The sequence below is a fragment of the Spiroplasma endosymbiont of Apeira syringaria genome (assembly GCF_964020205.1).
Lineage (GTDB): Bacteria > Bacillota_I > Bacilli_A > Mycoplasmatales > VBWQ01 > Spiroplasma_E > Spiroplasma_E ixodetis_A.
The window spans coordinates 1,664,661-1,677,644 of the sequence record NZ_OZ026543.1; the positions used below are offsets into that span (position 1 = coordinate 1,664,661).

General features: G+C 23.5%; 13 protein-coding genes. 8 read left to right on the forward strand and 5 right to left on the reverse strand.

Going from position 1 to position 12,984, the window contains the following annotated elements; all coding sequences use genetic code 4:
* Positions 1–155: 155 nt before the first annotated feature.
* Both AACL02_RS10265 and AACL02_RS10270 read right to left on the reverse strand, forming a co-directional pair.
* Positions 156–662, reverse strand: a complete 507-nt coding sequence (locus tag AACL02_RS10265; protein WP_339041384.1) for a hypothetical protein — start codon at positions 660–662, stop codon at positions 156–158.
* Between the two features lie 324 nt (positions 663–986).
* Positions 987–1,331, reverse strand: coding sequence for a UPF0236 family transposase-like protein (locus AACL02_RS10270; protein WP_339041387.1), 345 nt, complete (start codon positions 1,329–1,331; stop codon positions 987–989).
* A gap of 648 nt (positions 1,332–1,979) precedes the next feature.
* Here AACL02_RS10270 and AACL02_RS10275 point away from each other — a divergent pair.
* Genes AACL02_RS10275 through AACL02_RS10285 form a run of 3 tightly spaced genes read left to right on the forward strand, consistent with a single transcriptional unit; the run spans position 1,980 to position 4,942 of the window.
* Positions 1,980–2,375 (forward strand): terminase small subunit, encoded by a 396-nt coding sequence (locus tag AACL02_RS10275; RefSeq protein WP_174480004.1) that lies wholly within the window; start codon positions 1,980–1,982, stop codon positions 2,373–2,375.
* 35 nt (positions 2,376–2,410) lie between these two features.
* Positions 2,411–3,721, forward strand: a complete 1,311-nt coding sequence (locus tag AACL02_RS10280) for a phage terminase large subunit (protein WP_339041389.1) — start codon at positions 2,411–2,413, stop codon at positions 3,719–3,721.
* 3 nt (positions 3,722–3,724) lie between these two features.
* The gene (locus AACL02_RS10285; protein WP_339041391.1) at positions 3,725–4,942 is read left to right on the forward strand and encodes a hypothetical protein; all 1,218 of its coding nucleotides are present in this window, start codon (positions 3,725–3,727) and stop codon (positions 4,940–4,942) included.
* A 12-nt stretch (positions 4,943–4,954) separates the two neighbouring features.
* Here AACL02_RS10285 and AACL02_RS10290 read toward each other — a convergent pair whose 3' ends face one another.
* On the reverse strand, positions 4,955–5,905 hold the full coding sequence (locus AACL02_RS10290) for an IS30 family transposase (protein WP_339040235.1): 951 nt from the start codon (positions 5,903–5,905) through the stop codon (positions 4,955–4,957).
* 168 nt (positions 5,906–6,073) lie between these two features.
* On the opposite strand from AACL02_RS10290, the gene AACL02_RS10295 reads away from it, so the two are divergent.
* From AACL02_RS10295 to AACL02_RS10315, 5 genes are all read left to right on the forward strand, one after another.
* Positions 6,074–6,670 (forward strand): hypothetical protein, encoded by a 597-nt coding sequence (locus tag AACL02_RS10295; protein WP_339041393.1) that lies wholly within the window; start codon positions 6,074–6,076, stop codon positions 6,668–6,670.
* A gap of 75 nt (positions 6,671–6,745) precedes the next feature.
* Positions 6,746–8,860 (forward strand): hypothetical protein, encoded by a 2,115-nt coding sequence (locus AACL02_RS10300; RefSeq protein WP_339041395.1) that lies wholly within the window; start codon positions 6,746–6,748, stop codon positions 8,858–8,860.
* A 23-nt stretch (positions 8,861–8,883) separates the two neighbouring features.
* Positions 8,884–9,369: a hypothetical protein gene (locus AACL02_RS10305; protein ID WP_339041397.1), complete on the forward strand. Its 486-nt coding sequence runs from the start codon at positions 8,884–8,886 to the stop codon at positions 9,367–9,369.
* Between the two features lie 4 nt (positions 9,370–9,373).
* Positions 9,374–10,564 carry a hypothetical protein gene (locus AACL02_RS10310; protein ID WP_339041399.1) on the forward strand — a complete coding sequence of 397 codons (1,191 nt, stop codon included), beginning with the start codon at positions 9,374–9,376 and terminating at the stop codon, positions 10,562–10,564.
* A 5-nt stretch (positions 10,565–10,569) separates the two neighbouring features.
* Entirely contained in the window at positions 10,570–11,163 is a 594-nt protein-coding gene (locus tag AACL02_RS10315) for a hypothetical protein (protein ID WP_339041401.1), read from the forward strand.
* Here the strand turns inward: AACL02_RS10315 and AACL02_RS10320 are convergent.
* On the reverse strand, positions 11,119–11,778 hold the full coding sequence (locus AACL02_RS10320) for an IS3 family transposase (RefSeq protein WP_339043720.1): 660 nt from the start codon (positions 11,776–11,778) through the stop codon (positions 11,119–11,121). The two genes, AACL02_RS10315 and AACL02_RS10320, sit on opposite strands and share 45 nt — an antisense overlap.
* A gap of 380 nt (positions 11,779–12,158) precedes the next feature.
* Complete coding sequence (locus tag AACL02_RS10325; protein ID WP_339041403.1) at positions 12,159–12,977, reverse strand: IS1595 family transposase; 819 nt, start codon at positions 12,975–12,977, stop codon at positions 12,159–12,161.
* Positions 12,978–12,984: the final 7 nt, after the last annotated feature.

The window sequence follows — 12,984 nt, forward strand, 5'->3', positions numbered from 1 at the left end:
ACATTTACAATATAACTTGAAAATTCTATGATTTGTTAATTAAATTATACCATAAAATTTAAAAATACTAAAAAATATAATTGTAAAATTACATTTAAATAACACAAAAATACTAATCTTAAAATTAGAATTAAAAAATATTAAGTTTTAACTTATTAAGTACTATTCAAATAACTTCTAGAATTTAAATAATTTGCTTTTGCAATTAACATATTATTTAACGTTTGATAATTATATATTTTTGCTCCATTAGTTAAAGATTTTAAAAAATGATAAACATCACTTTCAGCACTACAACCAATATTTCAAGAAGCATTTTGATTTACAATACCATGAGCATTATTTTTAAAATAATTATAAGTTTTTTCATTAACATTAGGTTTTAAAAAAGTAAGTAATTGATTACAATCACCACTTGCAAAAGTAGTAGTACCATCAATGTATTTAGTTCAATCATGAGATTCTTTTTTCTTACCTTTAACTCCAACAAAAGATTTTCATAAATAACTATAAGCATGATATTTATCTAAAATATAATAACATCCCAATCAAGTAGCCATTGCTTTAATTCATAATGCACCATCACCAGCAACCACTAAATTATAATTATGATATTCTCATTGAACACCTAATATATTTAAATTAATATCATAATGATTCAAAATAGTTTGTGTTGTAAAATTATATAATTGTTCTTGATTTAAACCATTACCAGATTTAAATAATAAAAATGCAGTTATTTTCTTGTCTAATTTATTTCTATATGAATAAATTTCTTTTTTACCTAGATTAAAAGTTAAAATTCTACAACAATATTGTTGTTTTAAACCATTTTCATTTCAACAAGTTATATAAGCATCATCTGCACATATATTTAATTTTTCATTATCTAATACTTTAAATTTTTTTTCTGGTATTCATTTTTCAATTTTTGCATTTTTAAAAATTCTTGAAATAAGATTTTTAGAAAAAGAAGTATATTTAAATTATGATTGAATATTAAAATAACCTTTTTTACTTATTAAATTTTCAATTAAATTATCTAATATATCAAAATATAAATCATTAGTAATTCTTGCTCTTTTTTTAATACCAAATTCTTCATAAATTGGATAATAATATTGTTTATTAATTGTATCTCAATAAACTCTTTGTCTAAAAGTCCCTATTCCAATTGGAGTATTTACTGTTCTATTAACTCTTGAATCAATTTTATATTGATTTTTATCTCTATTTTGAAAAAAATATTCATCATAATCATGGATTTTTTGAAAATATTTTGCTAAAATATCTGTGATTTCTGATTTTAGAAATTCTTTAAAACTAAACATTTTTTAACACCTTTCTAGTTATATGTTTCACGCTCAATTTTAGCAAATTTGTTAAAATATTGTTGAAAAATGTTTAGTTTTAGAGTATAATATTAACAAACGTTTAATAACTTGAAAATTCTATTTACGTTTAAAAGATAACTTTTATTAGTTATCTTTTCTTTTTTACTAAAATAATGTACAATAAAGAAAAATATAAATAGAAAAGGAAAATAAAAATGTTAAAATTGGGTGAATGACCACTATTAGCAATAGCGCTTTCAATATATTTAATAATATTTGCACTAGTATTAATCGGTGTAAAAGGAACTGAATTTTGTCATAGACAAAAAAATGGGTATATTTTTTATGTTTATTTCATTAAATATTATTGGTTTATTTTGAGCAAATAAAATATTTAAAAAAGAAAATCCAAATTTTAAATTTTGAAAAACTATAAGAGATATTTTTAAAATTAAGAGAAAAAATAAAAAAATAGCAGTATAATGCTATTTTTTGTTATAATTATATTATAAAAATTAAATAAAAAAATATATGAAGTAATTAATAAAGTTAATAAGTTAGTTTTTTCCGTCACTTAACTTAAAGATTATATTAATTATAGCATAAATTTTTGTGTTTTTAAAGCATATGAAAGGAGATTTTTATGTGCAAGAAGAAAAAATAAAAATAAGAACAATTTTTAATGATGCAAAAGCATTAAGAGAAAAATTAGAAGAATATTTTAATCATTGTAAACAAACTGAAGAAGTACCTACTAAAATTGGTATGTTAGTTTATTTAGATATTACAGAAAATACTCTTTATAGTTGAAAACAAAAAAAGAGAAATACTTTTTTACAACAAATTAATTGAGCATATTTACAAATACGCCATATTAATACACAAAGATATTTAAAAGCAAATGCAAATAATACTGCATGATATTTAGAAAGAGCATTTGTGAAAGAATATCATTTATCTACAAAAATTGATATAAAAAGTAGTGATAATACAGCCCCTATAGCAATTAGTTTAGAAAATAAAGGTAAGAATAAATGTTAAGTAATTTTGGTTATTTATTAGATATTGCTAAAAGAATGTATTTAAAACAACCTTTAAATATTACTAAAATTAAACAATTAGGTAGTCGTAAATCTGGTAAAACATTTAGTGATATTGAATTTCTTGGTATTTTATTAATTTTAGAGAATATTAATATTCACGCTTATTTAATTCGTAATATGTCAAAACAATTAAATGATAGTTGACAAGAATTAAAACAAATTATTAGAGCAACATATCCTAGTATTAATTTTATTATTAGTGAAACTAAAAAAACTATTGAATTTAATGGTAGTAAAATAACTTGTAAATATTTACATGCACAAGATAATAGTAATGTTAAATTAACTGGATTAGCAAGTAATTATTTATATGATTATGTAATTATATGAAGTGATGAAAGATATGAAATTACTGAAAATGATTATCAAGATTTAAAAGATGCTATTCGTGGTGCAAATCAATTATTAGAAATTGAAAGTTGTAATCCTTGGTCAATTCTTAATGAATTTATTAAAAAAACTATAAATGCTTGTCCACAAAATGAAAAACAAATTATTAATGAATATGAACAATTTACTATTATTGATAAGACTATTTATCATTATCAAAATTGAAAATTAAATACTCATTTAAAAGATAGTGATAAACAACAATTATTAGAAATAGAAGTTCTAGACCCAATATCTGCAAGAGTAAGAAGTCATGGTTTAGTAGGTTATGAAAGTGGAGGAATATATTCACATCTTATTCATAAGATTAGTAGATTATTACAACCAAGTTATAGATTTAGTGCTGGATTAGATTATGGGTTTAAAGATGATGCTTTAGCATGTGTATTAATAGGTTTTGATTATAATTTTAAATTTGTTAATGTTATTGATTGTTTAAAAATAGAAAATAAATTAGTACGTTATGATAATAAACAATTAGCAAGATTAGTAGTTGAGTTTTATATTAAATTAGCAAAAGAAAATAATTTGTTATATGAATATGGTTTAACTGTATATTGTGATTTTAGTAATTATACATTTATTGAAATGTTAAATGATACAGCAATTAAATATCAAGTTAATTCATGGCTTTATTTTAAAGATTGTGTGAAGTTAAGACTTGAGTTTAGAATAGGTAAGAATGTGGCTTTAATGGCATCAGAACGCTTAAATATTAGTATGAATGCACAAGCATTATTAGATGAATTTAGATTGGCTGTATGAGACCCTAAAAGTATTAAACAAATACCATTAGCGGGTAATGACCATTTAAGAGATGCATTTGATTATGCAATTGAGCCATATATTAGAAATTTAAGTGCAGATATAAATCCTTATTTTGAAAGGAAGTAACATATGAATAATCACAATACTGAAATATTAACTCCTAATTGATGTATGATAAATCTTCAAGAAATTATAGCAAATCATGCTTCAAAATTATTATGAGGTAATGGTTACACTTTAACAAGTGAACATGAAGAATATAAAAGAGCAATTGAAAAATTAAAAGAATGAAATAATTTAGATTCATTATTTTATCAAGATTGTCATATTAAATCTGGTTATGGTTATAGTATTGTTCAAATTGATAAAAGTAAAACTGGTAGAATTTCATTAAATTTTGCTCAACCGTATGCTCAATCAAGAGTTGCAAGAGTATTAGATACTGAACAAGGTGCTAGTACTTGGTCAAGATTACAATATGATGACCAAAGTATTTATGTGAAAACAACATATACTCCAAATCAAATAATTAGATATTTTACTAGTGATTTTATTACTTTAGATGGTTTACAAGAAAAGATAAGTAAAGATTTACAATTACCATTAATAGAAAATCATAATTTAGGTATTATTCCAGTTAAATTTATGCAAAATTTACCTAAAAAGAATTTCTTTGGTGGAGTTATTGGTGATTATTATCCAGATATGACTCCAATTAAAAAATTACAACAATTATTAAATAAAACATTTGAATCAATTGAACATGAACTTGAATATAATGTTACTCGTGTATTTTTAGATATTACTGAACAAGAAATAAATCAATCTAAAACTGCTTTTGATTTAAAAAAATTAATAGGTAAATTTATTTTACAAGCAAATTTAAGAAGTTTAGGAAGTACTAGCGGAACACCACCAATTGCTATTTTACAAGGTAGTCCAATATTAGATAAATATGCAGAATTTATACAATTTATTATTGATAAAGCATTTGAGGGTAGTGGATATAGTCCAGTAAATGATACTACAAGTCAAAAAACTGAAGCAGAAGTATTAATTACTAATTCTCGTGATATGGAAACTACAAGAATTAAAAGAACTTTAAATCAAAGTGATTGAAATGAAATATTTCAAAGATGTTTTATTTTAATGGGATTAGATGGCGATAAATCTAAATGAACATTTGAAATTAAAGAAAATACTATTACAGATAGATTAAAATCACTTGAAATTGATGAAGCAGAATTAAGATTAGGAATTACTAATATTAAACGTATTATTGTTAAGCGTTATGGTGTTAGTGAAGAAGAAGCAGAACAGATTATTAATGAAAATGCTAAATTGTAAAGGTAAGTGCAACTAAATTATTTTTCTATCCAAATATTCTATCGGTGAAAGATAATTTAGTATTTTTCTTGGTCTTTGGTTTAAAGACAATATAAATTTATGAACTTCATTTTTACAAGTTTTTGAAAAATTAAATTTTTTAGGAAATTTTTCTCTAATTAAACCATTAGTATTTTCATTAGTACCTCTTTGTCAAGGTGAATATGGATTTGCAAAATAAATTTTCACATCTAAATTTTTTTCAAGTTGTTGTCAATTTGAAAATTCTTTACCACGATCAAAAGTAATGGTTTTAACAATATTTTTAGGAAGAATTGATAAATAATGGCTAATATTTTTGTTAATAACTTTAGTAGTTCTGTTTTTAACTAATATTGCTAAAGTAAATCGTGATACTCTTTCAACTAAAGTTATTAAACATTTTTTACTTTTGCCTCGTGATGATACTATAGTATCTCCTTCTCAATGACCAAGTGTTATACGATCATTAATATTAAGATCTCTTTCTTTAATTGATTTGCTATTGAATTTGCCACGATTTTCTTGAGATTTGCGTTTTTTGCCTTTTCTTCTTAAATTTTTACTAGTAACTTGATCAAGCAATCCAGAATAAATTCAATTGTAAATTGTTTTAAAACTAATAACTCATTGTTTATGAAAATTTTTAATTCTGCCATAAATTTGTTCAGGTGATCAGCCTAATAATAGTTTTTGTTGCACATATTTTACTAAATCTTTATTTTTAAACTTATGAAAAAAAATATGTGATTGTTTTCTATTTTCAGCTTTATTTTGTGCAATCAATGAAAAATAATTACTATTATCTTGATTTCTATTAATTTCTCGAATAATAGTACTAATATTTCGATTAAGATTTTTAGCTATTTCACTAATTTTAACTTTAAATTTCAATTGATTCTCAATATAAATTCTTTCATCTACGCCAAGATGTTTATAACTCATATAAAAACTCCTTACTTTTTTTATAAAATAAATTTAGCATTATGAAATTTTTATATGAGAATTTTTTTGCAATTTTATTTACTTGCACTTACAAGTATAATTCAGCAAATAGAAAATATCAAAAAGAAGAAATTGAATTTAATAATACTTTTTTAGGAGAAACTAAAAATGATACCGAAAATAAATCATCAATTAATTAAAACAGTTTGAAAATCAACTGGTGAAATTGAAAAAGATTTTACACAAAATAAAGATTTACAATTTCGTGTATGTCCTTTTACTATTATTTTAGGTGCTATAAATTCAACAGAAACGGGATATAAACCACCAACTAGTATTCCTAATGATTATACTTCATTTAGTAAAATCTTTACTGGTAGAGAAGCAATATTGTCTGTATGAGATAATAGTTTTGATTTAATAGAACCAGATTTAAAAACAATAGATTCTACTGGTAAAAAGGTTTTAAAAGTTGGCGATGTATTTTATGGGAATATATTATCAGACCAATTAGGTATTACTTATTCAGCAACACCAGCAAATAATGCTTTTATTCAAGAGCAAGCAATTAAAAATGTGGTTATTAATATTCCAAATGAAAAAAAGAATTTTGACTTTATTAATAATATTGTTTCAAATTTATATAAGTTATATATGATTCCAGAAATTAATAAAGTTATAAATACTGATAAAAGTATTAAAGTTGATAGACAATGATATATTCTTGAAGTTGCAAGTAAAACTTATAATAATGAAAATAAATAATTAGCATATATTCAATGTACTTTTAGTTCATTAAATGATAAATTAGCAACAAGTGGATTAGCAATTAATCAATATGTGCAATTAGGTGCAGTTGGTGAGCCAGTTGCAATACCTACATTGGATTTAAACAACAATATTATATTAGACCAAGATTATTTACCACCAAGACCAGTTACACATGCACAAATTACTTTTTATGGAACAGTTGGAAAAATAGGAATTGGATTATGAGGAAGAAATATTAACAAAACTGATAATAAAGAAATCACTATGAATCCTACACATTTAATTTTTCCTTTAAATTATCAAGCATCTACATATGACCCAGTTAGTTTTAGTGCTTTACCAGAAACTAATTATGTTTTAACAGTAGGAGCAAAATCAACAGTTGATACTTATCAACAATGACAAGAAGTAATAGCACCAATGTATGATGATGGTGCAAAAAAGACTTTTGAAGGTCATATATTAACTGATGTTGAAAAAACAACAGCAACTAACAAAATTGATACTGAAACTGGTAAATATATTCCTTATTGAGATAGCAATTTTTTAAATGGAATAAATTTAGATACTGATAAATTTTATACTATTGGTAATCCTTATTTTGTTTATTTCAATAAAAATAATAAAAAATTAAGAGGTCAAGTTAATGGTTATACTATCAATAATTTAAAATTTAAAAATTTAAGAAATTTAAACGCTTTAATGTATTTTATTTATAATTCTATGAATGAAATACCATTATCAGTAAGAGAAACAGTTAAAATTCAATTAAATACTATACCAGTATTTGGTAGCTTTTTTAATGGATTTACTGGCGGAATGAATATAGGATTTAAAAAAGTTTCAAATTTATTAATACCAAGATTTGATATTGTTAATTTTTTTATAAGTGCTGAATTATATAAATTTTATACTAATGTTATTTATTCAAGTGCAAAAGAAAAAAATATTATGCCTTATGATGTTTTTAGAAATGGTACACCTGATGAATTACCAGCAATTTTAGGAACATCAAGCCATATGACAAGTTTTACATTTAATTTGACTGATAACATTAAACTTTCAACTTATAATATTGATAATAATAATATTGTTGACACTAAATATATGAATTTAGTTAATATATCTCAAAATAATCCAAATAATAATCAACAAATATATTTATTACCACCAGTAGAAGATTTTGACTTACAATCACCAATTTTTAGCAATGATAATTATAGTGGTTTTTATATAGATATGATTGATATTTTAGTTCAAGGAAAATGTAATTTTAAATTAACATTTTATAGCCTGCCAAATGATTATGAAGGGGCTGTAAGTGATGATTTTAGTATTTGAGCAGGAACATACCAAACAGTTGGTAAAGCAAGTGGTAATATAAGATTAATTAAAAATAATTTTTTATTAGCAAATAATACTTATAGTTTTAAAAATAAATATAACTATCCAAAAGCGGTTAATCCACCACCACCAACAGAAATACCACACTCAATATTCATAGATTTATCTGGTCAAAAATTAAATAATAATTTTACTTCTCCATTTGTACCAGATATTTCTAAACGTTATCAATATTTTATTTATCCAAATAATACTAACTATCAGTCATGAATAAAAAATATTTCAATTGATTTAACTGATTATGATTATCAAAACGTAAAAGATTTTCTGAATGATTATAAAAATTTTGAATTAAATTGAAATATTAGTATGTCGGCAATTGAAGGAAATAAAAATAATACCTTTAATAGTAGTAATTCATTTATTATTCCTGATTTAAAAGATATACCTCAATTCATAGGGGAATATATACCTTATTTTCATGAAAATAATCCAGAAACTTATTATCACTATAATGATAATCAAGAACATGAAGGAAACAATTGTAAGTTTAAAGTAGAAATTCTTTTATCTCCTAATTTGAAAGAATATTATATAAAAAATGAACTTGATAGTAATAAATATTATTCAGTATTAATTGGAGATACAAATAATGTTAGTTCAGATGATACAAGAGTAACTTTTATACAAACTTGATTAGTTATGAGTTTTGTAGGTACTAAATTAAATATAACTATAAATTTAATTGGTAGTTTACATATTAATACGGATTATTTAACTAGTGAAATAATTAGTAATATTAACTTTAATAATATACAAATTTCACCAAGAGTGACATAACACTTAGAAAGGTGGTGGTAATTATGTTAAATGAAAATGAAATGAAAGAAGGTAATACTATGGAAGAAAAAGAAAAAGATGAACAAGAAGAAACTAAGGAAGAAGAAGTAAAATCAGAAGAAAATACTGAAAAAGAATCTGAATCTGAAGATAAAAAAGAACCAGAAAAAGAAAAAGTTAAAGAGCCAACTTTAGAAGAAAAATATAAAGAATTAGAAGAAAAATATAATGCTTTATATAAAGAAAAAACTGATAAAGATAGAGAAATTAGACATTCAGAAAGTTATAAAAAATATGATTTATCACAAGAAAATATTGATTTATTAAAAAGATATCTTGGAGATAAAGAAGATATTGATGAAGAATTATCATTATTAAATAAAGATTTTCCACATTTATTTAAAAATAATAAAGATACAAATATTAGTAATTCTTTAGATGTAAAAGATAAATTTAAAGAAGAAAAAGAAGATGAAGTAGATACTAGAAAAATAGGAATGGTAGGTTAAAAATATGGCAATTATTACAACACAATCAACAACAATTAATGACCCTAGTAATCCAACGGGTAAATTAGATTTATCAGTTAAATATATTAAAAATTTAAAAGTTTTATTATCAAAAAGAGTTGCATTAATTAATGCTACAGTAGAAAATAGAGAACAATTAGATGCTGGTACTGCTATTTATAATATTACTAAAAGAAACCTTACAGATGATTATAATGCAGGTGCTGGTGCTAATGATTTAACAGCCACAAGAGTTGAACAAATTTTATTAGATAAAAAGAAACAAATAACTTTTGAAGAAGAAACATTAGATTTGAAAAGATTAGGTGCAAAATATGAAGATGGTAATGTTCTTGTATCAGATAGTTTAGCATCAAGTTGAATTGATGCAAAAGCAAAATCAGTAGAGACTTATTTAGTAGCAAAATTATTAGCATTAGCAGTTAAAACAGCAAAAGATAATGACATTATTAAAATTGCATTACCAAGTACACCAAAAATAGATGATTATAGAATGTTATTATGATTAAAAATATCAAATACATTAGCAACATTAAAAGCAAGAATTACTGATGAATATATTGGTACAGATGAAGAAGATTATACATTATGAGTATCTAGTTTCTTTAAACCATTAGTATTATTATCAACAACTACATTAGGTAGTGATAGTGCAAGTCAATCATTAAAAGATGGTAAAATTGTAGAAATTGGTGGCATTAAAATTGTAGAATGTCCTTGATTAGGTAGAAATTATCCAATCGGAACTATTGATAAAAAAGAAGGATTTAATTTTTTAGGATGTGATGCTGTATTAGTTCATAAAGAAGCATTAGCATTTCCTTTTAATCGTGGTCAAGATAATATTTTTGTTTTACAAACAAATGGTAATGTTAAGAATTTTCATAAGTTTTTAGTATCAGAAGGTAAAGCATTACGTCCAGATTTAGTTAAAGGATTTACAGTTACTTCAAGTATTGATATTGCAACAGCAATTGAATTTACTAATTTAGGAAAAATAACTATGGCTGGTGATACTCCAACTGCAGATGAAGTAGAAAAAGCAGTTCTTGCTAAAAATCCTAATTATGTTAAAGGTAATGCTAATTTTTCAGATTTAACAACAACAAGTGCTAATGTTGAAGGTAAAACTTTATATGATGGTTCTTTACAAGTAACTTTTACAAAGAAGTAATTTAAATGCCTATTATATTATTATTAAGAATGATATTAGAAACTGCTGTTAGTGATATACAAACTGCTGAATTAATAGAAAAATTTAAAAAAAATAATTCATTATTTAATAGTTTTTTAAAAAATCCAGCAGGAATATTAAAAACTAGAATTTTTTCCAAAACATTAGGAAAAGGAAAGTTACAAGAAGAATTAAATACTTTTAATAAAAATCTTCAAACACTTACTAATTTACCAGTAATTCATAAAAAAATAATGACACATATTACTAATAATAATATTGCTAAAATTAAGCAATTACAAAAGCAATATTTAACTGGTAAAAAGTTTATGCAACAAGGTAAAGAAATTATTATGGATTCTTTAACTGAACAAGATTATCAAGAAATGATTGGTGTTTATGTTAATTTAACAAGTTTAGCATTAGCAGGTGGTATGTGAGTACCGATTATACAATTAAAAGGTGAAACATATGGAATTGCTACAGTAGAATTTAAAACATCAAGTAAAACTTATAATTTTTTTAATATACTGGAATGGCAACCTTTTTTAGGACTATTTTTTGGTAGACATTTGTTTTTGATAATTAACTGGAGTTAAGTAGTTTAAAGTGCTGTGAATTCTTATGTTGTTATATCAATTGATGTAATCAAATAATTCTAATTTTAATTGGATTAATGATGTAAAATTTTTATCATTAATAAATTCGGTTTTGAAAGTTTTAAAGGTTGCTTCAGCAACAGCGTTATCATAAGGACAACCTTTTTTGCTTAAAGAGCGATTAATATTGAATGCTAGTAAAAGTTTATCAATAATTTTATTATTAAATTCATTACCGCGATCACTATGAAATATTTGAATATCTTTTAAACAGCGATTTGAGTGCATAAATGCTTGATATACTAATGATGCATCTTTTTTAGTACCTACACTATGTCCAATTATTTCGCGGTTAAATAGGTCAATTAATAAACAAATATAGTTTCACTTACCATTTACTTGAACATAAGTTAAATCACTAACAATAACTTCATTTTTAACTCTATTATTAAAGTTTCTATCAACAAGATTGTTTATTGGACTATCGTTAACTTTGTTATTATGATTTTTGTATGATAATTTAGTGTATTTTGATATTAAATTATGTTTATTCATAATTTCTTTAATTTTTCGTCTTGATAAATAAATTTCTTGGTTTTCTAGAATTACTTTTAATCTTCTAGTACCATAAACTTATTTATTTTTTTTAAAAGCACTAATAACAGCTTGTTCATAAATATTATTTTGAATTTTATTTTTTTTCTTTAAATTAAAATAATATGTTGATTTAGAGAGTTTTAAAAAATGACACATTGTGCGAATTTTATATTTAGATTTATTATTTGCAATAATCTCTACTTTCTGCCTATTATTAGTGCTGCTTGCTTTAAAATATCATTTTCCATTCTTAATTGTTTTAATTCTTTTCTTAATTTAATTAATTCATTTTCTTCAAAAGAACGATTATCTTTAGGGCTTTTCTCCCTTTATGTACTATTTTAATTTTATCACATAAATGCTGAGAAAAGCCTATCTACGGACTTCTCCCCACATTTTTAAATCAAACATAGAATTACAGTTTCAAAACTAGGTATCTTGTTGAATTTATATGCAGCTTCTTTAGCATATAAATGAACATGATTTTTTGCAACTTTGATATGTGTTTTAAATGTTCTTCTTATATGTTTTCAAACTGATTCAATTTGGTTGGTATTTACACCAATTTTTGAAACATAGCCATCTTGATGGTTAACTGTTTCATGCTTAGTGAAAACTGATTTAAAATCGCAATATCCTTTTCAAGAATCAGTATATACAAGACATTTTGAAGAAATGTGGTTTTTTGCAAACTGCAAAAGATTTTTACTCTTTGCGTTTTTCAATACTTTCACAATTAAATTATTGGTTGTTTTTTGATAAATGCCAACAATCAAGGTTTTATTCACCAAGGATCTTCCTTGTTTTTTAAAACCCATATGTGAAAGATACATTTCATCAATTTGCACTGTACCTTCAACAATAAATTGAGGTTTTTGTTTTGCAATACGTGTTCTGATTTTATGAGTCATTCTTCAAGCAGTTTTCAAAGTCACTCCCAATTCTTTTGCAATATCTGTTGATGGAATTCCATGTTTGGTGTTTATTCATCTAAAGATAAGATAAAACCAAGATGTTAAAGATGTTTGTGACCTTGAAAATATGGTGCCTGTGAGAATGCTAAATGTTTGATTACATTTTAAACATCTCATTCTTTTTAAATCAGAAGTATTCAAATTAAAATTAAAACACCTAATACATTTGTTTTCTTTCAAATTTGCTATATATGCAAGACATTGCTGTTCAGTTTGAAAAGCATTGTTGAATTGGAATGGCAACCTTTTT